The following is a 19,147-nucleotide window of genomic DNA, read 5'->3' as shown; positions in this document are numbered from 1 at the left end:
ACATGGCCTGGGACTTCTCGACCGATCCCGACTACGCGGCGAAGCTGGACTGGGCGCGCGCCTTCGTGCGGGAGGAGATCTGGCCGTTGGAGACGCTGGTCCCGAGCCTCCCGCAGGAGGCGCTGGACCGGATCTACGCGCCGCTGCAGGAGGAGGTGCGGCGCCAGGGCCTGTGGGCCGCCCACCTCGACCCCGAGCTCGGCGGGCAGGGCTACGGGCAGGTCAAGCTGGGGCTGCTGCACGAGGTGCTCGGCACGTCGCCCTACGCCCCCAACGCGTTCGGCTGCCAGGCGCCCGACTCCGGCAACAGCGAGATCCTGGCCATGGCCGGGACGGCCGAGCAGCGCGAGCGCTACCTCGAGCCGCTGCTGGCCGGCGACCTCAAGTCCGCGTTCTCGATGACCGAGCCCGACAGCGCGGGCAGCGACCCCACCATGTTGAAGACGCGCGCGGTGCGCGACGGCGACGACTACGTCCTGACCGGGCGCAAGTGGTTCTCCTCCAACGCCTCGATCGCGGACTTCCTGATCGTCATGGCGGTCACCGACCCGGACGCGCGACCGCACCAGCGGGCGTCGATGTTCGTGGTCGACGCCGGCACCGCGGGCGTGAACATCCTGCGCGACGTCCCGACGATGGAGCATCCGTGGGAGGCCTACGGGCAGCTCGGCGGCCACGCGGAGATCGCCTACGAGGACGTCCGCGTCCCGGCCACCGCGCGGCTGGGCGGCGAGGGCGAGGGCTTCCTGATCGCCCAGCAGCGGCTGTACCCGGGGCGGATCCACCACTGCATGCGCTGGCTGGGCGTGGCGCGGCGCGCGTTCGACATGCTCTGCGAGCGCGCGACCTACCGGGTCGCGCACGGCAAGACGCTGGGCGAGCACCAGACCGTCCAGAACTGGATCGCCGATTCCGCGGCGCAGATGCAGGCCGCCAGGTTGATGACCCTCCACGCCGCGTGGGTGATGGACACCCAGGGCGTCGCGGCGGCGCGCACCGACATCGCGCTGATCAAGTTCTACGGCGCCGGCGTCCTGCATGACGTCGTCGATCGCGCGCTGCAGGCGCACGGGTCGCTCGGCTACTCCACCGACCTGCCGCTGGAGGCGATGTACCGCTTCGCGCGCGCGGCGCGGATCTACGACGGGCCCGACGAGGTGCACCGCCAGTCGGTCGCTCGCCAGATCCTGCGCGGCTACGCGCCGCCGCCCGACGAGCGCCCGACCGAGCACGTCCCGACCCGCCGCGCCGCGGCGCGCGAGCGGTTCGCGGCCGTGCTCGACGCGGTGACCGCCAACGATTAGCTGCTCGTCGTCCCGGACGACGAGGAGCTGGAGGTCGACCCCGACGGCGGGGTCCCGCTCGGCGGCTTGCGGTTGCCCGGGGCGCCCGATGGCATGGCCGCCTGCAGCGCGGCCTGGATCTTCGCGGTCGACAGGTTCAGCTGCTTGGCGATCGCCGCGGCCATGTCGGACCCGCCGCCGGCGCCGGGCTGGCCGGTCGGGCGCGCCGCGTCCATCGCCTTCTGCAGCGCGCTGGTCGTGACGCCGAGCTTGGTCGCCAGCGTCTGCAGCGTGGCGGTCGAGAGCCCCGGGCGGCCGCCCTGGGCTTGGGCGGTCGTGCCGGCGACCGGCGGCTGCTCGCCGTTGTTGGTGGTGTTGGTCGACGTCGGGCTCGACGAGCTGGCGCTGCCGCAGCCGGCGACCGCGCCGCCGAGCAGGGCGGTGGTCCCGACGATGACGGCGAGCTTGCGGACGCGTGGGTTCTTCATGGACAAGACCATCGGCCCGACCCCTGGGTGCGCGCTGAGACGCGGCTGGGGCGTCGCTGGGCGTCGCGCGGACGTGGCGGGTTTCACGTCGCGGCGTCGAGGTACGAGATGGGCGATGGATGGTCAGCGCGACGACGAGCAGGAGCCGGACGCCTCGGAGGCGGCCGTGCTCGCGCTCGTCGAGGCGCAGCTCGAGGCAGCACGCGCCGGCGTGTTCCGGGCCTACGTGCGCTCACGCGCCCAGGCGCGCGACTTGGTGTCCGAGGACCGCGACGATGAAGCCAGCCGGCAGCGGCGCGCTTCCTGAAGCACGCGCCGATCCGTAACCTGGTCGTTCGAACGAACGAGAGGTCAGGATCGGAGCCATGTCGTCCACGTCACCCGAGGCCGCGGGCCTCGCGCTCGCCGGCCTACGCCGGCAGGCGGAGCTCATCGCCGCCGGCGCGGTCTCCTCGGTCGAGCTCGTCGACGCCGCGCTCGCGCGCATCGACGCCGCCCAGCCCGACCTCAACGCCTTCCGCTGCACGCGGCCGGACGCCGCGCGCGCCGAGGCGGCCGCCGCCGACGCCCGCCGGGCGACCGGCGACGTCGCGGGCCAGCCGCTGCTCGGCGTCCCGCTCGCGATCAAGGACGACATGGACCTGGCGGGGGAGACGACCGCGTTCGGCTGCCACGGCGCGTTCACCACCAAGTCGGTCGACGGCGAGGTCGCGCGGCGGCTGCGCGCGGCGGGCGCGGTGATCGTCGGCAAGACCACGTCGCCCGAGTTCGGCCAGTGGCCGATCACCGAGGGGCCGGCGTTCGGCGCCACGCGCAACCCGTGGGCGCTGAACCGCACGCCCGGCGGGTCGTCGGGCGGCTCGGCGGCGGCGGTCGCGGCGGGCCTGGTCCCGGCGGCCCTGGGCTCCGACGGCGCCGGCTCGGTCCGGATCCCCGCGGCGTGGACGCACCTCGTCGGGATCAAGCCCCAGCGCGGGCGGATCTCGACGATGCCCGATCCCGAGGCGTTCCAGGGGCTGACGTGCATCGGCCCGCTGGCGCGGACCGTCGCGGACGCGGCGCTCCTGCTCGACGCGGTCGCGGGCCGCGCCGACGGCGACCGCCACACGCCCGGCGCGCCCGGCGTCCCGTTCGCGGAGATCGCGCGGCGCGCCGAGCCCGGCCGCCTGCGGATCGCGCTGTCGCTGCGGATCCCGTTCAGCGGCGCGCCGGCGACGCTGGACCCGCGCGTGCGCGCCGCGGTCGAGCGCCTCGCGCGCGTCCTCGACGGCCTCGGCCACGAGGTCGTCCGCGACGACCCGGCCTACGGGCTGATGGGCGCGACGTTCATCCCGCGCTCGATGGTCGGGCTGCGCGAGTGGTCGCGGCGCGTGCCCGACGTCGCGCTCCTGGACGAGCGCACGCGCCACAACATCGCGCTCGGCCGCTGGGTCGGCGGGCCGGTGCTGCGCGCGGCGCGCGCGTTCGAGCGACCGCTGCGCGCGCAGGTCGGCCGGATCTTCCGGCGCGTCGACGTCGTCCTGACGCCGACGACCGCCCAGCTGCCGCTGCCGATCGGGTCGATCGACGGGCTCGGGGGCTGGGCGACCGACAAGGTCATCGTCGGCGCGTGCCCGTACGCGTGGCCGTGGAACGTGCTGGGCTGGCCGGGCGTCAACGTCCCGGCCGGGCTGACCGGCGACGGGCTGCCGGTCGGCGCGCAGCTGCTCGGGCCGGGCGGCAGCGAGCCGCGGCTGATCGCGCTCGCCGCGCAGCTGGAGGCCGTGGAGCGCTGGCAGGACCGGCGCCCGCCCTACGTCGCGGCGTCGCCGAGGGCCGCGGCGGCGTGAGCGCGCGCGAGCGGATCCTGGGCGCGACGCTCACGCTGATCGGCGAGCAGGGCATCGGCGGCGTGACCAACCGCGCGGTCGCGGCCGCGGCCGGCGTGTCGCTGGGCTCGTTGACCTATCACTTCCCCTCGCAGCCCGACCTGCTGCGCGAGGCGCTGCTGCTGTTCGTCTCGCGCGAGGTGCAGCGGCTCGAAGGGCTGGCCGAGGGGCTGGAGGGCACGACGCCGGAGCTCGAGGCGGTCGCGGCGGCCGTCCAGGCCGTGGTGCAGAGCGCGAGCCGCAACGAGCAGCTCGCGCAGATGGAGCTGTACCTGCACGCGTCGCGGGACCCCGAGCTGCGCGCGGTCGCCGCGCGCGCCTACGCGGCCTACGACCACGCGGCGCGAACCGTGTTGGTGGCCTTGGGCATCCCGGACCCGGAGCCGCTGGTCCCGGCGCTGATCGCGCTGGTCGACGGCTTCGAGCTGCGCCGCCTCGCGCTCGACGTGCCCGCCGACCCCGCGCTGGTCGACGCGCTCGCGGCGCTGGTGCGCGCCGGGCGGGCGACGCCGGCCTGAGCGCGTCACACTGCCGTCCATGGACCTCGGGTTGGACGGCAGGGTCGCGCTGGTGACCGGTGGGTCGCGCGGCATCGGGCGCGGGATCGCGGAGGCGCTGGCGGCGGAGGGCGCGAAGGTCGCGGTGACGTCGCGGTCGGCCGACGCGGGCGCGGCGGTGGCCGGGACGCTGCCGGGCGCCAAGGCCTACGTCTTCGACAGCGACGACCTCGGCGCGGTCGACGGGCTCGTGGCCGCCGTCGAGCGCGACCTCGGTCCCGTCGACATCTACGTCGCCAACACCGGTGGCCCGCCGGTGGGCGCCGACCCGCTCGGCTTCAGCGACGCTCAGTGGGAGGCGGCGCATCGCACGCTCGTCGTCTCGCCGATGGCGATCCTGCGCCGCGTGCTGCCCGGGATGCGCGAGCGCGGCTGGGGTCGCGTCCTGGCCGTCAGCTCCGGCGCGGCGGTCGAGCCGATCGCCGGCCTCCAGCTCTCCAACGCCAACCGGCCCGGGCTGTTGAACGCCTTCAAGCACCTCGCCCACCAGACCGCGGGCGACGGCGTGACGTTCAACGCCGTCCTGCCCGGCCGCATTGCGACCGACCGGATCGCCGACAACGCAGGCGGGATGGCGGCGGCGCAGGCCGCGGCCCGGACCGAGGTGCCGGCCGGCCGCCTCGGCGACGTCGCCGAGCTCGCGGCGGCCGCGGCGTTCCTGGTCTCGGCGCCGGCGTCGTACGTGACGGGCCAGTCGCTGCGCGTCGACGGCGGCGTGACGCGGTCCTGGTAGCTACTTCAGCGTCAACATGTCCGGGTTGGTCGCCAGCAGCGTCTGCGTGAAGATGTAGTTGAACGCGCCGACGGCGAGCAGCGTGATGACGACCGCCTGGTTGACGGCGCGCCCGACCCCCGCCGCGCCACCGGAGGCCGTCATGCCCTTGTAGCTGCAGACGATCGCGGCGATCGCGCCGAAGAGCGTGCACTTGACGACCGACGCCCACAGGTCGGTCGTCGTCCCGTTGGTGAAGAACGTCGCCCAGAACGGACCGAGCGGCGCGTGGTGGGTCAGCGTCGCGATGACGCCGCCGGCGACCCCGGCCATGATCGCGAAGACGTCGAACAGCCCGGTCGCGACCATCAGCGCCAGGAACCGCGGCACGACGATGCTCTTGATGGGGTCGACCCCGAGCACCTGCAGCGCGTCGAGCTCCTCGCGGACCTTGCGGGCGCCGAGGTCGGCGGTGATGGCGGTGCCCGCGACGCCGGAGACGATGATCGCGCACACCAGCGGCGCGAACTCGCGGATGTCGGCGAGCCCGAAGAAGCCGCCGAGGCGGTCGATCGAGCCGAGCAGCTCGACGAAGTTGCCACCCTCGACGCCCGGCACCGCGTAGTTGACGCACACCGACGTGATCAGCAGCGGCAGCCAGCACAGCTTCACGGCGAACAGGAACTGGATCGCGAACTCGCCGCCGTAGATGTAGGGCGGGCGGGCGGCCGAGACGATGGTCTTGCCCGTCAAGATCATCATGTCGCCGGTCTCCTCCAGGAACGCGAAGCGCATCGGGCGAAAGTACCAGTGTGCAGACACTCTGGGCAACCACCCGACCGGAGGGGTACCCTGCGTGGCCGATGCCGGGTACCTGGGCCGCCGCCGTCGGGATCGCGCTCCACCACGAGGGCGACGTCCCGCTGGGCGTGCAGCTGGACTGGAGCGTGCGGGCGGCGATCGCCGCGGGCCGGATGCGGCCCGGCGAGCGGCTGCCGGCGCTGCGCGTCGTCGCGACCGAGCTGGGCGTCAGCCACAACACGGTGCGGGCGGTCGTCGCGCGGCTGGAGGCCGACGGCATCCTCACCAGCCGCCACGGCGCGGGGACCTTCGTCGCGGACGCGGGCGGCGACGCGCGGCTCGCGAACCTGGTCGACGACGTCGTTCGGCGCGCCGACGAGGCGGGCGTCGCGCCGCGCGCCCTGGCCGGCGCGCTGTGGGTGACCGATGCGGCGGAGCCCGACGCGGGCGGCGGCGGTGCGGCCGCGGAGGCGGCCGAGCGCAGGGCCCTGCGCGAGGAGCTGGCGGTCCTCGACCGCGTGCTGATGGACCTCGAGCGCCGCTTGCCCGAGCCGCCGCGCCCGGACACGCCGTCGCGCGGCCGCGGCCCGTTGCTGCTCGGCGTCGCCGAGCTGCGCGCCGCCCGCGACGCGCTGGTGGGCCGGATCGCGACCGCGCAGCGGATGCTCGACGAAGGCTCGCCGCCAGCGTCCGTCGACCAGGATCCCGCGCCCGCGCCGGCCGCTCAGCCGACCCGCCGGCGCCGCGCGCCGCGCCCCGGCCCCGCCGCCGCCTGAGCGGCGACGGGGCGCGGCGTCGGCGAGGAGGAGCCGGTCAGAGGGCGGTCCAGGTCCCGTCGGTCGCGTCGACCGGAGCGGGGCCGCCGGCGGGTGCCGCGTGGGTGGCGCGGTAGGTGTCGCCGGCGGACGTCACGACCGAGCCCGAGGGGTAGGCGGCATCGGCCGACCAGGCCGGGACGCCGATCGGCGACGGGCGGCTCGTGCGGCCGTCGACCGCGCGGGCGCGAAGGACGACGGGCCCGTCGCCGACGCGGGCCGGCCCGTGGTAGCCGCGCCAGCTGCGGCCGTCGGTCGACCACTCGATGGCGAGGCCCGGGTTGCGCACGTTGGCCGTCAACCGGCCGTTCTCGACCTTCCCGCCGGGCAGCGGGATGCGGTAGTTGACGCCGGTGCCGCCGTCGCGCTCGTCGCCCACCGCCTGGTAGAACGACAACAACGGGAACGTCACCTGGCCGACGGTGTTGACGAACGTGTCCCACGCCTTGGGCATGTCCTGCGGCGCCGGCGTGTCCTGGTCCCACGCCCGCGTCGCCGCGCCGAGCAGCTTCGGGAACGCCTGGTACTCGCGGATCTGCGGCGACTTCGCGTTCTCGCCCCAGAGCTGGGCCTCCAACCCCATGATGTTCTTCTTGCCGGCGTCGGTCAGCTTCTCCCACGACGGGTCGGGCGTGAACGGGTTGCCCCAGCGGTCGTTCGTCGCGTTGGCGTACACGTCGAACGGCTGGTAGGTGAACGTCGACTTGTCGTCGACGAGGCTGGCCCAGTAGTAGCCGGGCTCGTCGGGATCCTTGTTGTAGGCCAGGTCCATGTACAGGTTGGTGGAGTGGGCCAGCACGACCGGCGTGCCGGCGTTGGCCAGCTTGTAGGCCACCTGCTCGCGTCCCCAGCCCCAGACGTTCTGCCACGGCAGCGGCACGAAGTTGTCCAACTTCAGCGACCCGCTGCCTTCGAGCAGGATGTCCTCCCAGCCCGCGGTCTTCGGCGCGACCTGCAGCGCGATCGCGTTCCACTTGGTGTAGAACAGGTCGATCAGCTGCTTGTCGTCCTTGCCCGCGGTCTCCGGGTTGGCGGCGCAGGCCGGGGAGTGCTGCCAGCGGTCCGGGCCCGGCGCCTCGTCGCCGCCGAGGTTGACCATGGTCAACGGGACGCCGGCCGCGTCGTACATCGCCCGGACCTCGTGGACGACCTTCGTCAGGAACGCGTACGTGCTGTCCAGGCACGGGTTGACCAGGTTGTCCGTGTAGCCCTGGACGCTGCGGTGGCTGGAGGTGTCGTCGGGGTCGGCGAGCCGGTACTGCGCGTCGCCGCGGTGCTCCATCGCCTGGACGGCGGCGCGGGCGTGGGCCGGCATGTCGAACTCCGGGATCACCGCGATGTGGCGCGCGCCGGCGTACTTCAGGAGGTCCTCGAAGTCGCCCGTCGTCAGGAAGCCCGAGCCCTGGCCGACGTAGTTCAGCGTGGCCTGCTCGAAGCCCTGGTAGGCCGGCGCCCGGCCGAGGTTGGCCTCCGTCGCGTCGTGGGCCTTGCCCTGGACGCCGTCGTCGCTGGAGAGGTCGCTGCCCGAGCCCATGCCCTGGTGCAGCTGATGCTCCTCGGCGACGTCGTAGCCGCGGTGCGCGCCGAAGTCGGTGAGCTCCGGCAGACCCGGGATCTGGAGGCGCCAGCCCTCGTCGTCGGTGAGGTGCAGGTGCAGCCGGTTGAGCTTGAGGAAGGCCATCAGGTCGATCAGCTTCTTCAGCGACGCGGGCGACTGGAAGTGGCGGGCGACGTCGATCTGCAGCCCGCGGTAGCCGAGCAGCGGCTGATCGCTCACGCTCGCGCCGGGCATCCAGAAGGTGCCGACGCGCCGGCCGCTCGCGGCGGCGCGGTACGCGTCGACCGGGATCAGCTGGCGCAGGGTCTGGATGCCGTACAGGACGCCCGCTGCGTCGCCGCCGGCGATCCGGATGCCGCCGCCGCGGCCGTCGCGCGCGTCCAAGGTGTAGGCCTCGGCCCCGAGGCGCGGGTCCAGCGCCAGCGCGATGTCCGGCTGCCGCGCGTGGTCGACGACGTCGGCGCCGCCGCGCAGCACGTCGCCCAGCGCGGCCTGCAGGTAGCCGGCCTCGCCGCGCAGCGCGCTCGGCGCCGCGATCGTCGTGCGGCCGCCGCCGACGGCGACGACCCCCGGCAGCGCGCGGGCGCGCGCGGGCCGCGGCACGATCCGGTCGCGCAGGCCCAGCGCCAGCAGCGGGCTCGTGTTCTCCGCGAACCGCGACGCGGCGGTCGGCACCGGGTTCGCGTCGCCGCTGAACGCGGTGGTCTGCGCCGGGTCGGTCCGGTCCAGCAGCGCTCGGGCCGGGACCCAGCGGGCGGGCTCGCCGTCGAAGACGACGTGGAAGCCGGCGGGCGCGTCGGTCTTGAGGATCGTCCACAGCTCGACGCCGAAGTCGATCGCGCGGCGCGTGCCGGGCGCGACCGGCTGGAAGTCGCTGGTGGGCGTCAACACGTACAGGTCGCCGCTCTGGGCCGCGTCGCCGTGGGCGAGCGTGAGGCCCTGGCCGGCGAGCTGGGCGCGCGCCGCGTCGGCGACGTCGCCGTCCGGGCCGGCCGCCAGCGGCTGGCGGACGAAGGTGAAGTACAGCTTCCACCCGGAGGCGGGCAGCGCGCACCGGCGGCTGGCGTTGGCCAGCGTCAGCCGGGCCTGGACCGCCGTGGCGTCGGCGCTGTGGGCGACCGGCTGGTAGGTCGCCTGGAGCTCGCGCGCGTCCGGATGGCACTCCGCGCTGGCGCTCGCCGGCGCGCCGATGGCTGCCATCAGCCCGCAGACCATCGCCGCGAGCCTCGCGTTCTTCCTGCTCATCTCCACCCTCCCCGGGGGACGGCGCGTAGCGCACGCCTCTGTTGTGCTGGACGACGCTGGTATATACCAGCGAAGGCCACAGGTCTAGACCAATTTTCCGGTCCAAGCCCGCGGTCGGGCCTCGGGCTTGTATACCTCCACCCATGCGGATCGCCCTCGGCGAGCGCGCGTCGGGGGTCTCGGCGCGCGACCAGGTGTACCTCGCTCTGCGCGAGGCCATCGTCAGCGCCGAGCTGGAGCCCGGCCGGCGCCTGTCGGAGAACGAGCTCGCCGAGCGGATCGGGGTGTCGCGCACGCCCGTGCGCGAGGCGCTCGTCCGGCTGCGCGACGAGCGGCTGGTCGCGATCGTCCCGCAGCTCGGCACGTTCGTCACGCTGATCTCCAACGACGGCGTCGAGGACGCGGCGTTCGTGCGCGAGGCGCTCGAGTGCGCCGCGATCCGCCTGGCGACCGCGCGCGCCACGGAGGACGACCTCGCCGAGCTGCAGGCCAACCTCGTCGCGCAGGACCGCGCGCAGGAGGCCGGCGACGCCGACGCGTTCGACCGGCTCGACGACGCGCTGCACCGCCGCCTCTGCGAGCTGTCAGGCCGCGAGATCGCGTGGCAGCTGAGCCGCCGCGCCAACGGCCACCTCGACCGCGTCCGCCGCCTGAGCCTGCCCGAGCCCGGCTACCTCGGCGAGATGGTCTCCGAGCACCGCCAGGTCGTCGCCGCCGTCGCCGACCGCGACCCCGACGACGCCGAGGCCACCCTGCGCCATCACCTGCGCATGGTCCTGTCCAGCCTGCCCCACATCCGGGAAGTCCACCCCGACTACTTCGAGGAGAGCGAATGAGCGCGAAGGGCGCCGTCGACACGATCGAGCCCACCGCCGCCCAGCGCACCGCCGCGCGCCGCGTCGCCGAGGCCAAGGCCACCGTCCCCGACTTCCAGGCGTCGATCGCGATCGACACCACCAACGCGGATCTCGGCGCGCTGGTCGGTGCCGCGGGCCGCGCGCTGAAGGCGGTCGCCAGCGTCAACGGCGCCTACGTGGACGCCAAGCTCCAGCACTACGAGCGCGCCAACGTCGGCGTCGTGCTCGGCGGCGCGACGCCGACGATCCTGGACGCCGACGTCAAGACGGCCGGCGCGATCGCCGAGGAGATCGCCGCCGCGCGCGACGCGCTCGCGGCCGGGACGCTGACCGCCGCCGCGCAGGCCAACGCCACCTTCACGCTCGCGAGCCTCGCTGACCACGGCATCGCCGCGTTCACCGCCATCATCGCCCCGGGGCACGCCGGCGCGCTGGCCGTCGGCACCACGACGATCACGCTCTCCGCCGACGCCCGCATCGTGACTCCGGCCGACGCGGCGCAGTTCTTGTCGTCGTTGCGCGCGGCGCTCTAAGCGGCGGCGCTGGCGGCGCGGCGGCGCGACGCCTTGACCGCGTACATGCGCTCGTCGGCGAGGCGCATGGCGGCGCGGGCGCTCGGCGCCTCGGTGGGCCAGAGGGCGAGGCCGGCGGAGCCGCGGACCGGGAGGTCGGCGTCGCCGGCCAGCGCGGCGCGGATCGGTCCGGCGACGTCCAGCCCGGGGCGGGAGAGCACGCAGAACTCGTCGCCGCCGAGGCGGTAGGCCTCGCCGCGGTCGCCGGCCGCCGCGGTCAGGTGCGCGGCGAACCGCACGAGCAGCTCGTCACCGGCCTCGTGGCCCAAGGTGTCGTTCAACGCCTTGAAGCCGTCGAGGTCGCAGATCACCACCTGCACCGGCGCGCCCGGCGTGGTGAGGGCGCGCAGCCGCGCGAGGTCGTCGGCGAGGCGGCGGCGGTTGGCCAGGCCGGTGAGCGGATCGCTCTCGGCGAGCTCCTGGAGCTGCGCCGCCTGGCGCAGACCGGCCGCGACGAGCAGCCGCTGCGCGCGCTGGAGCACCAGGGCCACGATCGCCAGGCTGAGCAGCACCGCGAGCGCGCCGCCGGCGATCGTCTCGCGCGCGATCAGCGTCGCGCGGGCGCGCTGGTCGCGGGCTATCGCGTCGGCGGTGCGGGCCATCCGGTCGGCCTGGGCATTGAGCCGCACGCCGAACGCGATCGGCCCGCTGGTCGTGGCCGCCACCTGGCGGATCTGCAGCAGCTGCGCGGTCAGCCGGTCGGTGCGCGGGTCGCCGCCGAGCAGCCGGTCGAGGCGGGCGACGCGCGCGCTGGCGGTCCGGGCGGTGCTCGCGATGACGGGCCGCAGCACCCTGGTCAGGTCCCGGTCGGGCGTGGCGTTGCCGAAGACCGTGATCTCGCGGACCGAGTCGCGCAGCTCGGTCGCGAAGAGCGTGGCCTGCATCTCGGCGCGGCGGGCGTTCTGCTCGCGCTGGTGCAACGCTGTCAGGACCGAGATCGCCGCGACGCCGACGATGAGCGCGAGCGCGAGCCACGGCCAGCGCTTGGGCGGCGCGGCGATGACAGGAGCGGGGATCGGGGCGGCGGGCACGGGACAGGGCGTGAGGGACGGGCCGTCGAGGAAGGATCGACGTGCCGCGGGCGCCGCTTGATGGCGCGGGAGCGTGACGTGGGTCACGGACGTCCCGCATCCCTGGGCACCACCGGTCGCGGCCCGCCCGCGATGCCGCTGCGCACCGGGGCTCGGACCTAGGCAGAACGCGTGGCGGGGCTGGACCCGACAGCACGAAGTTGGCGCCGCGACACTCGGCGTCGTGGCGGGTCCTGGACCGCGCTCCCTCGGTCGGGGGAGGCACGGTCGGACAACCCGTCTAGGACGCGGCGGTGCGCGTCACGCCGTCGCGCAGCAGCGCGCCGAGGCCGCCGATCGCGTGCGTCGCGCGCTGCTGGCCGGCGCCGCCGCCGCGTTCGACGAGCCGCCGCGTGGCGTCCAGCGCGTCGGTGCAGTCGAGCTCGCGGGCGTGGTCGCCGACGAGCGCGACGACCTCCTCGAGCAGCACGCTGACCGGCCGCCGCCGTCCGTCGACGTCCGGCAGCTCCGCCGCGATCCCGAAGCGCGCGGCGCGGAACGCGCCCTCGTCGAGCACCTCGGCCGGCGGGTCGGGCTCGGACGCCGCGGTCGCCGCGTGGCGCGCCAGGCAGTGGGCGAGCGCCACGACCGGGGCGAGGTCGTCGAGCGAGGTCTGCGCGTCGAGCGCGCGGACCTCGACGGTGCCGAGCCGCGGGTGCGGGCGCAGCTTCCACCAGAACCAGGTGTAGTCCGGCACGTCGGCGGCGCGCGCGAGCCGCACGCTCGACGTGCAGAAGTCCTCGAAGTCGCGCATCGCGAGCGGGACGCCGGACCGCGGCCAGCCGCGCATCGCGATCTCGCGCGCGCTCGCGAGGCCGGTGTCGCGGCCGTGGCGGAACGGCGAGTTGGCGCCGAGCGCCTGCAGTAGCGGCAGGTGGCGGCGCAGCGCGTTGAAGGCCTTGATCGCGGTCTCGGCGTCGGGCATCCCGACGTGGACGTGCAGTCCGCCGGTCGGGTCGGCGACCGCGTCGCCGAGCAGATGGCGGATCGCGGCGTAGCGCTCCTTGTCGGTGATCTCGGCCAGGCCCTCCGGCGCGGCCGGATGCAGGCCCGAGCCGAGCAGCCCGGCGCCCGTCGCCGCGACCGCGGCGCGCAGCCCGCGCAGCGCGTCGACGGCCTCGCCGGTGGTCGCGCAGACGTCGGTGATCAGCTCCATCTGGCACGCGTGCAGCTCGCGCTCGACGGTGCCGTCGACCGGCCCGAGCCGTTGAAGGACGGCGAGCGACGCGTCGATCTGCACGCCGGTGGCGGGGTCGACGAGGAACAGCTCCTCCTCGACGCCGAGCGAGAACGGGGTGCCGGCGCCGAAGGCATGGTCGGACGGATCCATGTGCAGCCCGGCGTACCCTCTTGCGGGGATGGGACACTCCGACCAAACGCTGAACCGGACTGCCATCTCGGCCACCCTGCACTGCCTCACCGGCTGCGCGCTGGGCGAGGTATTGGGGTTGGTGATCGCGACCGCGGCCGGGTGGGGCGACGTGCCGTCGATCGCGATCTCGATCGCGCTGGCCTTCGTCTTCGGCTACGCGCTCACGATGCTGCCGCTGCTGCGCGCCGGGCTCACGCTCAGGCAGTCGGTGCCGCTGGCGCTCGCGTCGGACACGTTCAGCATCGCGACGATGGAGGTCATCGACTCGTTGACCATCATCTTCGTGCCGGGCGCGATGGCCGCCGGCCTCGGAGACGCGCTGTTCTGGGGTTCGTTGGCCGGCGCGCTGTTCCTCGCCTTCTGGGCGGCGTTCCCGGTCAACCGCTGGCTGATCGCCCGTGGCAAGGGGCACGCGGTCGTCCACGAGGGCCACGGGCAGCAGCAGCACGCATGAGTACGGCGCTGGAGGCCAACGCGGCGAACAACGCGCGCGGCGACCGGGCGCGGCGCCGTCGCTGGCGCCCCGCCCGCGACGCCGTCTGGGCGTTGTTGGAGGACTTGATCGCCGAGGGCGCGCGTGTCGCGGTCGTGGGCGCGGGCAACGGCGACGACCTGCCGCTCGGGCGCCTCGCGCGCCGCGCCGGACTCCTGGACCTCGTCGACCTCGACGCCGCCGCGCTGGCGGGCGCGGTGAAGCGGGCGGGCGGCGGCGCGACGACGCGCGCGCTCACCGAGGACGTCACCGGCGGGGCGGCGGACGCCGTGATCGCGCAGGCGCTGGGACGCGCCCCGGCCGGGGCGCCGCGCGCGGTGCCGGCGGCGCCGGTGGGCGACGGCGGCTACGACGTCGTGATCTGCGACCTCATCCTCACGCAGCTCCTCTACCCGGCGCTCAAGCGGGCGGGGACGTTGAGCGGCGCCGAGATCGACGCGGTCCTGCTCGCCCACGGCCAGGCGGTCACCGACGGCGTCGTCGCGCGCCTGCACGCCTCCGCGCCGGTGGTCGTGATCCTCCACGACCTGCTCGGCTGGTGGAAGGGCCACCAACAGCCGTTCGCGCTGGACGCCGTGCTGCGCGCCCGGCCCGACGCCGCGCTGAGGCTCGCGCGCGGCGGGTCGCTGCCCTACGGCTGCGACCCCTGGCTCGCGACCCGGGCCGTGGGCGGCCGGGTCGCCAAGACCGCGCATTGGCGCTGGCCGTTCTCGCCCGGCGCCGACTACCTCGTCTTCGGCCTCGTCACGACGCGCCGCGCCGACTAGCGCTCGTCGCGGTCGCGGCCCAGCAGCTCGTCGACGCTCGGCTGCGACGCCAGGACGTCCTCGGCCGGCTCGGCGGCCTCGATGATCTCCTCCGGCGAAGGCGCGTTGGCGAGGATGTCCTCGGTCGACTCCTGCTCGACCTCCGGCAGCGCCGGCGGCGGAGGGACGGCGTCGGGGATGTGCTTGTCGTCACTCATGGGAAGGCTCCTACCCGCAAGTCGTCTGGTCAGGTGCGATGGTCCCGCGCCCGACACCCCGACACAACCCGAACGGCCAGGGTGGGGCAGCCCGCACGGCCAGTTGGCCGGGTCACCCCGTATCCGGGCGCGCCGTCCGGTGGGAAGGTGGTCCCATGATCGTCTCGCTCCTCCCCAAGCCCCAGGCAGCAGGCGAGCACCACTACGCGCGACCCGTCGTCCTGCCCGTGCCGCCCCGCCCGGTCCCCGCCCCGTCGCGGACCTGGTAGCCCGTCGCTCAGACCACGAGGCCGTGCCGCACGGTGTTCTCGGTGACCGCGCGCGCCTCGACGAACGGCAGCAGGTAGTCCGGGCCGCCCGCCTTCGGGCCCGTCCCGGACAGGCGGCCGCCGCCGAACGGCTGGCGTCCGACCATGGCGCCCGTGATCTCCCGGTTGACGTACAGGTTGCCGACCGGCGTGCGCGCGACGACCTCCTCGATCGTCTTCGGGCTGCGCGAGAACAGGCCGCCGGTGAGCGCGAACCGCGAGGCGTCGACCGCGTCGCAGGCCGCCGCGATCGACGGCACCGACTGCACCGCGAGGACCGGCCCGAAGATCTCCTCCTGGATGACCGGATGCTCGTCGGGCAACCCCACCAACAACGTCGGGGCCACGTAGAAGCCGTCGCCGGCCGGCAGTGCCTCGGACGCCGCCGCGACGCGCGTCGCGGCGGGCGCCGCCTGCGCCGTGTAGCGCCGCACGCGCATCTGCGCCGCCGCGTCGATCACGGCGGGGACGTCGGTGGCGAAGTCCTCGGCGGGCCCGACCTGGAGGGTCCGGACCGCGCCCGCCAGCCGCTCGACCAGCGCGTCGTGCACCTGCGCGTGCACCAGGACGCGCGAGGCGGCCGAGCACTTCTGGCCCGCGAAGCCGAACGCGCTGGACAGCAGCGCCGGGACGACGTCGTCGAGGTCGGCGTCGGCGTCGACGATGACCACGTTCTTGCCGCCCATCTCGGCAACGACCTTCTTGATGTGGAACTGGTTGTGCTGGACCTTGGCCGCGCTCTCGAGGATCGACAGGCCCGCCGCGCACGAGCCGGTGAAGACGATCGTGTGGACGCGGTGATCGGCGACCAGCGCGCGCCCCGGCTCGTCGCCGCCGGGCAGCAGCGACAGCGCGTCGTGCGGGACGCCCGCGGCGTGCAGCGCGTCGACGACCGCCTTCGCGCACGCCGGCGCCTGCTCGGCCGGCTTGAGCACGACCGCGTTGCCGGTTGCCAGCGCGGCGCTCGCCATCCCGGCCGCGATCGCCAGCGGGAAGTTCCACGGCGCGATCACGCCGGTCACGCCGCGCGGGACGTACTTCATGGTGTTGCGCTCGCCCGGCATCTGGATCAGCGGGCGGCCGCGGTCCAGCGCCTCGGCGCCCGCGGCGTAGTACATGAGGAAGTCGATCGCCTCGCAGACGTCGCCGTCGGCCTCGGGCCACGGCTTGCCGCACTCGCGCACGGCCAGCGCCGCGAGCTCGAGCCGGCGGCCGCGCAGCAGCTCGGCGGCGCGGCGCAGGACGGCGGCGCGCTCGGCCGCCGGGCGGGCGCCCCAGACCTGCTGGCCGTCGACCGCGCGCGCGACCGCCGCGTCGACGTGCGCGGCGCCCGCGGCGTGCGCGTGGGCGACGATCCGCTCCGGCGCGCCCGGGTCGACGGACGCGAAGGCCTCGCCGCGCACCAGCTCGGTCCCGATCAGCATCGGCACCTCCAGCGGCAGCCGCGCGTCCAGCGCGGCCAACGCCTCCAGCGCGGACGCGCGGACATCGGCGCGCCGCAGCTCGAGGAGCGGCTCGTTGGCGAAGGCGGGGGTCGCGGCGGTCGTGCTCATGGCTTCTCCAGGAGGGTGGTGAGGTCGACGCCCTCGGCCTGCGCGCGCAGGAACGAGTCGTTGCTGGTGTTCTCGAGCAGGCGGCGGACGAGGTAGGCCATGCCGGCCACGAGGTCGCCGATGGGGCAGTAGGCGCGCACGCGGCGGCCTTCCTGGAGCAGGGCGGCCTGCGTCTCGTCGCCGAGGCCGCGCAGGACCTGGAGCTCGACGTCGGCGCCGCGCGCGTCCGCGTAGGCGGCGGCGTGCGCGATCGAGCGCAGGTTGTGGGAGGCGATCGCGGCGCGGATGCGGGTGGGCGTGTCGGCGTCCTGCGCGTCGATCAGCCGACGCGAGAGCGCCTCGAAGTTGCGGTCGCACGCGCGGCGGTCCTGGAAGACCGGCGGCGTCCAGCCGTGCTGCACGGCCTCGACGGTCTCGTGGTCCCAGTAAGCTCCCTTCACCAGTCGGATGGTGAACGGCTGGGCGCGCGGCGTCTGCCGGGCCCAGGCGAGCAGCCGGTCGAGGTGCTGCGGCGACTCGGTCAGGTAGGCCTGGAGGACGATGCCGGCGCTCGGCCCGTCGACGAACTCCGGCTCGCTCAGCAGGCGGAGCGTCAGCTCGGTGACCGCCTCGCGCGTGTCGAAGGACTCCATGTCGACATGGAGGTGCGCGCCGGTGTCGCGGGCGACGCGCAGCAGGCGGCGCAGGCGCGCCTCGGCGCCGGCGATCCCGCGCTCGGGCGCGGTCGGGCGCAGCAGCGGCGTCAGCGCCGAGACCTTCACGGACAGGTTGACGCGCGGGATGGCGCCGGCCGCGTCGCGCTCCAGCAGCGGGCGCTCCGGCCAGCGGCGCGCCGCGTCGTGCAGGACGCGCAGCGTGACCTCGCAGCGCTCGGCGTAGGAGTCGGCCTCCTCCTCGGTGACGGTCGCCTCGCCGAGCAGGTCGATCGTCGTCGCGACGCCGGCGCGCCACAGCTTCTCGACGGCCGGCAGCGCGGCCTGCGCGTCGGCGCCGATGATGAAGCGCTGCGCCATCTGCTTGACGCCGAGCGCCGCGGCGGCGGCGACCGGGCGCTTGGTCAGCGCGCCGCCGGCGAGGGCCGCGCCGCGCTGGGCCAGCGGCGAGTCGTCGGCCTCGGCCAGCAGCTCGCCGAGGTGGCGGGCGAGGTCGCTCGGGTCGGTGCACGCGGGGCGGACGTCGACGAAGCGGAAGACGGCGGCGCGCAGCTCGGGGTCGTCGACCATCGCGGCCATCACGCGGCGCTCGACCGCGGCACGCGGCGTCTTGCGCGCGGTCGGCATCGCCGCGACGAGCGCGCGGCCGATCGTGGTGACGCTCGACTCGATGTCGAGGTCGCGCGTCGCTTCGGCGTCCATCAGCATGATCTCGATGTTCCCCGCGGGCGGCGCGGCTAGCAGCGCGCGCCCGTCTCGATTCGCCCCGCGGACGTGCGACATCTGTCGCACCCCGTATCGTCGGGAGCTCACGATGCCCGTCTCCGTGCAGGATCTCGTCGACGACCTCGCCGACGCGCTGGGCCGGCCGGTCGCGCTGGAGGACCGCCGCTGGCGGCTGCTCGCGTTCAGCGCGCACACCGAGCTGGAGGACCGCGTCCGCCAGGCGTCGATCCTCGCGCGGGCCGCGCCGCCGGCCGTGGCGGCGTGGCTCGACACGCTCGGCCTCGAGCACGCGGGCGACGTGGTCGACACACCGGCCAACGACGCGATCGAGATGGGCCCGCGGACGGCCGCGTCGGTGCGCCACGACGGCGCGATGCTCGGTGTGGTGTGGGTGATCCCGGGGCCGGCGCCGCTCGACGCGCGCGAGCGCGGGCTGCTGCTGGACACCGCGCGGCAGGCGGCCGACGCGCTGTGGGCGGCGCGCGCGGGCGGCGACGAGGCGCACGCGCGGATCGCCGCGCTGCTCGGCGAGCTGCTCGACGATCCGGATCCGGGCGTGCGGACGCGGGCGGCGGGCGAGCTGGCGGCGCGCCAGGGCTGGACCCGCGGGGCCGGCGCGGACTTCGCGGTCGCGCTGATCGAGGCCGACGACGGCGGCGCCGAGGTGCTGGAGCGCGCGCGGCGCCGCTGGCATCAGGACGACCTCGTCTGGCGCGTGCGCGGCGAGGTCGGCACGGCGGTCGCGCACCTCAGCGCCGGGCACGGGCCGGACGCGCTGGCGCGGGCGCTGGTCGACGCGGGCGCCCGGCACGCCGCGGCGTCGTCGGTCCTGCCGGATCTCGCGGCCGCGCGCGAGGGCGGCGCGGTGGCGGCCGCGGCCCTGATCGCCGTGCAGCACGTGCCGGAGCTGGGGCGCGCCGGCGCGGTCGACGGCCTCGGCGCCTGGCCGCGCGTCGCGCGCCTGTGGGACGCCGCCGGCCGGCCGGCCGCGCCGGCGCCGCTGCCCGCGCTGCTGGCCGCGCGCGGTGGGCCGGACCTGGCCCGGGCGCTGGAGGCGACGCTCGACGCCGCGGGCGACGTGGCCGCCGCCGCGCGCGAGCTGCACGTGCATCGCGCGACGCTGTACCGGCGCCTCGCGCGGGTCGAGGAGCTGACCGGCCTGGACCTCCGCGAGGGCGACGCCCGCCTGCATGCCCACCTGGCAGTGCGGATGTGGCGGCTCGCCGGGTCGCCGGTCTTAGGATGATGCGGA

General features: G+C 75.4%; 19 protein-coding genes. 11 read left to right on the top strand and 8 right to left on the bottom strand.

Annotation, left to right across the window (positions count from 1 at the left end; all coding sequences use genetic code 11):
• Positions 1 to 2 precede the first annotated feature (2 nt).
• On the top strand, positions 3 to 1,304 hold the full coding sequence (locus tag DSM104299_RS24685; RefSeq protein ID WP_272474322.1) for an acyl-CoA dehydrogenase family protein: 1,302 nt from the start codon (positions 3 to 5) through the stop codon (positions 1,302 to 1,304).
• Here DSM104299_RS24685 and DSM104299_RS24680 read toward each other — a convergent pair.
• Positions 1,301 to 1,771, bottom strand: coding sequence for a hypothetical protein (locus DSM104299_RS24680; RefSeq protein WP_272474321.1), 471 nt, complete (start codon positions 1,769 to 1,771; stop codon positions 1,301 to 1,303). The two genes, DSM104299_RS24685 and DSM104299_RS24680, sit on opposite strands and share 4 nt — an antisense overlap.
• Here DSM104299_RS24680 and DSM104299_RS24675 point away from each other — a divergent pair.
• The 4 genes from DSM104299_RS24675 to DSM104299_RS24660 are packed head-to-tail and all read left to right on the top strand — an operon-like array spanning position 1,770 to position 4,929.
• The gene (locus tag DSM104299_RS24675; RefSeq protein ID WP_272474320.1) at positions 1,770 to 2,078 is read left to right on the top strand and encodes a hypothetical protein; all 309 of its coding nucleotides are present in this window, start codon (positions 1,770 to 1,772) and stop codon (positions 2,076 to 2,078) included. The two genes, DSM104299_RS24680 and DSM104299_RS24675, sit on opposite strands and share 2 nt — an antisense overlap.
• Before the next feature lie 58 nt (positions 2,079 to 2,136).
• On the top strand, positions 2,137 to 3,600 hold the full coding sequence (locus DSM104299_RS24670; protein ID WP_272474319.1) for an amidase: 1,464 nt from the start codon (positions 2,137 to 2,139) through the stop codon (positions 3,598 to 3,600).
• Positions 3,597 to 4,157, top strand: a complete 561-nt coding sequence (locus DSM104299_RS24665; RefSeq protein ID WP_272474318.1) for a TetR/AcrR family transcriptional regulator — start codon at positions 3,597 to 3,599, stop codon at positions 4,155 to 4,157. The genes DSM104299_RS24670 and DSM104299_RS24665 overlap by 4 nt, the downstream gene beginning before the upstream one ends.
• A 19-nt stretch (positions 4,158 to 4,176) precedes the next feature.
• On the top strand, positions 4,177 to 4,929 hold the full coding sequence (locus DSM104299_RS24660; protein WP_272474317.1) for an SDR family oxidoreductase: 753 nt from the start codon (positions 4,177 to 4,179) through the stop codon (positions 4,927 to 4,929).
• Here DSM104299_RS24660 and DSM104299_RS24655 read toward each other — a convergent pair whose 3' ends face one another.
• Positions 4,930 to 5,703 (bottom strand): MlaE family ABC transporter permease, encoded by a 774-nt coding sequence (locus tag DSM104299_RS24655; RefSeq protein ID WP_272474316.1) that lies wholly within the window; start codon positions 5,701 to 5,703, stop codon positions 4,930 to 4,932. It lies immediately after the preceding gene.
• Positions 5,704 to 5,771: 68 nt separating this feature from the next.
• Between DSM104299_RS24655 and DSM104299_RS24650 the strand changes: the two genes are divergently transcribed.
• Positions 5,772 to 6,485: a GntR family transcriptional regulator gene (locus DSM104299_RS24650; protein ID WP_272474315.1), complete on the top strand. Its 714-nt coding sequence runs from the start codon at positions 5,772 to 5,774 to the stop codon at positions 6,483 to 6,485.
• Between the two features lie 37 nt (positions 6,486 to 6,522).
• Here DSM104299_RS24650 and DSM104299_RS24645 read toward each other — a convergent pair whose 3' ends face one another.
• Positions 6,523 to 9,327, bottom strand: coding sequence for a family 20 glycosylhydrolase (locus DSM104299_RS24645; RefSeq protein ID WP_272474314.1), 2,805 nt, complete (start codon positions 9,325 to 9,327; stop codon positions 6,523 to 6,525).
• 143 nt (positions 9,328 to 9,470) lie between these two features.
• Here DSM104299_RS24645 and DSM104299_RS24640 point away from each other — a divergent pair, with 143 nt between their 5' ends.
• Together DSM104299_RS24640 and DSM104299_RS24635 are read left to right on the top strand one after the other, a co-directional pair.
• On the top strand, positions 9,471 to 10,163 hold the full coding sequence (locus DSM104299_RS24640; protein ID WP_272474313.1) for a GntR family transcriptional regulator: 693 nt from the start codon (positions 9,471 to 9,473) through the stop codon (positions 10,161 to 10,163).
• Positions 10,160 to 10,717, top strand: coding sequence for a 2-oxo acid dehydrogenase subunit E2 (locus DSM104299_RS24635; protein ID WP_272474312.1), 558 nt, complete (start codon positions 10,160 to 10,162; stop codon positions 10,715 to 10,717). Before DSM104299_RS24640 ends, DSM104299_RS24635 begins: the two co-directional genes overlap by 4 nt.
• Here the strand turns inward: DSM104299_RS24635 and DSM104299_RS24630 are convergent.
• Together DSM104299_RS24630 and DSM104299_RS24625 are read right to left on the bottom strand one after the other, a co-directional pair.
• Positions 10,714 to 11,787, bottom strand: a complete 1,074-nt coding sequence (locus DSM104299_RS24630) for a GGDEF domain-containing protein (RefSeq protein WP_272474311.1) — start codon at positions 11,785 to 11,787, stop codon at positions 10,714 to 10,716. The genes DSM104299_RS24635 and DSM104299_RS24630 overlap by 4 nt on opposite strands.
• A 280-nt stretch (positions 11,788 to 12,067) precedes the next feature.
• Positions 12,068 to 13,156: a carboxylate-amine ligase gene (locus tag DSM104299_RS24625; protein WP_272474310.1), complete on the bottom strand. Its 1,089-nt coding sequence runs from the start codon at positions 13,154 to 13,156 to the stop codon at positions 12,068 to 12,070.
• A 28-nt stretch (positions 13,157 to 13,184) separates the two neighbouring features.
• Here DSM104299_RS24625 and DSM104299_RS24620 point away from each other — a divergent pair, with 28 nt between their 5' ends.
• Both DSM104299_RS24620 and DSM104299_RS24615 read left to right on the top strand, forming a co-directional pair.
• A complete protein-coding gene (locus DSM104299_RS24620) occupies positions 13,185 to 13,652 on the top strand; it encodes a DUF4396 domain-containing protein (protein WP_272474309.1) in 468 nt (155 codons plus the stop codon).
• Entirely contained in the window at positions 13,649 to 14,458 is an 810-nt protein-coding gene (locus tag DSM104299_RS24615) for a hypothetical protein (protein ID WP_272474308.1), read from the top strand. The genes DSM104299_RS24620 and DSM104299_RS24615 overlap by 4 nt, the downstream gene beginning before the upstream one ends.
• On the opposite strand, the gene DSM104299_RS24610 is transcribed toward DSM104299_RS24615, so the two are convergent.
• From DSM104299_RS24610 to DSM104299_RS24600, 3 genes are all read right to left on the bottom strand, one after another.
• Positions 14,455 to 14,655, bottom strand: a complete 201-nt coding sequence (locus DSM104299_RS24610; RefSeq protein ID WP_272474307.1) for a hypothetical protein — start codon at positions 14,653 to 14,655, stop codon at positions 14,455 to 14,457. The genes DSM104299_RS24615 and DSM104299_RS24610 overlap by 4 nt on opposite strands.
• 277 nt (positions 14,656 to 14,932) lie before the next feature.
• Complete coding sequence (locus DSM104299_RS24605) at positions 14,933 to 16,516, bottom strand: aldehyde dehydrogenase family protein (RefSeq protein ID WP_272474306.1); 1,584 nt, start codon at positions 16,514 to 16,516, stop codon at positions 14,933 to 14,935.
• Entirely contained in the window at positions 16,513 to 17,877 is a 1,365-nt protein-coding gene (locus DSM104299_RS24600; protein WP_272474305.1) for a proline dehydrogenase family protein, read from the bottom strand. Before DSM104299_RS24600 ends, DSM104299_RS24605 begins: the two co-directional genes overlap by 4 nt.
• A 106-nt stretch (positions 17,878 to 17,983) precedes the next feature.
• On the opposite strand from DSM104299_RS24600, the gene DSM104299_RS24595 reads away from it, so the two are divergent.
• Positions 17,984 to 19,141 (top strand): helix-turn-helix domain-containing protein, encoded by a 1,158-nt coding sequence (locus DSM104299_RS24595; RefSeq protein WP_272474304.1) that lies wholly within the window; start codon positions 17,984 to 17,986, stop codon positions 19,139 to 19,141.
• Positions 19,142 to 19,147: the final 6 nt, after the last annotated feature.

Origin of the sequence: Baekduia alba (assembly GCF_028416635.1) — a bacterium.
GTDB classification, from domain to species: Bacteria; Actinomycetota; Thermoleophilia; order Solirubrobacterales; family Solirubrobacteraceae; genus Baekduia; species Baekduia alba.
The sequence above is the reverse complement of the archived record's forward strand: the minus strand, read 5'-3'. Positions and strand labels throughout refer to the sequence as shown.

Coding starts and splice junctions, on each gene's coding strand:
- DSM104299_RS24620 (WP_272474309.1), top strand. CDS start 13,185: ATGGGACACTCCGACCAAACGCTGAACCGGACTGCCATCTCGGCCACC.
- DSM104299_RS24645 (WP_272474314.1), bottom strand. CDS start 9,327: ATGAGCAGGAAGAACGCGAGGCTCGCGGCGATGGTCTGCGGGCTGATG.
- DSM104299_RS24625 (WP_272474310.1), bottom strand. CDS start 13,156: ATGGATCCGTCCGACCATGCCTTCGGCGCCGGCACCCCGTTCTCGCTC.
- DSM104299_RS24660 (WP_272474317.1), top strand. CDS start 4,177: ATGGACCTCGGGTTGGACGGCAGGGTCGCGCTGGTGACCGGTGGGTCG.
- DSM104299_RS24675 (WP_272474320.1), top strand. CDS start 1,770: ATGGACAAGACCATCGGCCCGACCCCTGGGTGCGCGCTGAGACGCGGC.
- DSM104299_RS24670 (WP_272474319.1), top strand. CDS start 2,137: ATGTCGTCCACGTCACCCGAGGCCGCGGGCCTCGCGCTCGCCGGCCTA.
- DSM104299_RS24655 (WP_272474316.1), bottom strand. CDS start 5,703: ATGCGCTTCGCGTTCCTGGAGGAGACCGGCGACATGATGATCTTGACG.
- DSM104299_RS24600 (WP_272474305.1), bottom strand. CDS start 17,877: ATGCTGATGGACGCCGAAGCGACGCGCGACCTCGACATCGAGTCGAGC.
- DSM104299_RS24615 (WP_272474308.1), top strand. CDS start 13,649: ATGAGTACGGCGCTGGAGGCCAACGCGGCGAACAACGCGCGCGGCGAC.
- DSM104299_RS24595 (WP_272474304.1), top strand. CDS start 17,984: ATGCCCGTCTCCGTGCAGGATCTCGTCGACGACCTCGCCGACGCGCTG.
- DSM104299_RS24685 (WP_272474322.1), top strand. CDS start 3: ATGGCCTGGGACTTCTCGACCGATCCCGACTACGCGGCGAAGCTGGAC.
- DSM104299_RS24610 (WP_272474307.1), bottom strand. CDS start 14,655: ATGAGTGACGACAAGCACATCCCCGACGCCGTCCCTCCGCCGCCGGCG.
- DSM104299_RS24640 (WP_272474313.1), top strand. CDS start 9,471: ATGCGGATCGCCCTCGGCGAGCGCGCGTCGGGGGTCTCGGCGCGCGAC.
- DSM104299_RS24605 (WP_272474306.1), bottom strand. CDS start 16,516: ATGAGCACGACCGCCGCGACCCCCGCCTTCGCCAACGAGCCGCTCCTC.
- DSM104299_RS24680 (WP_272474321.1), bottom strand. CDS start 1,771: ATGAAGAACCCACGCGTCCGCAAGCTCGCCGTCATCGTCGGGACCACC.
- DSM104299_RS24650 (WP_272474315.1), top strand. CDS start 5,772: ATGCCGGGTACCTGGGCCGCCGCCGTCGGGATCGCGCTCCACCACGAG.
- DSM104299_RS24635 (WP_272474312.1), top strand. CDS start 10,160: ATGAGCGCGAAGGGCGCCGTCGACACGATCGAGCCCACCGCCGCCCAG.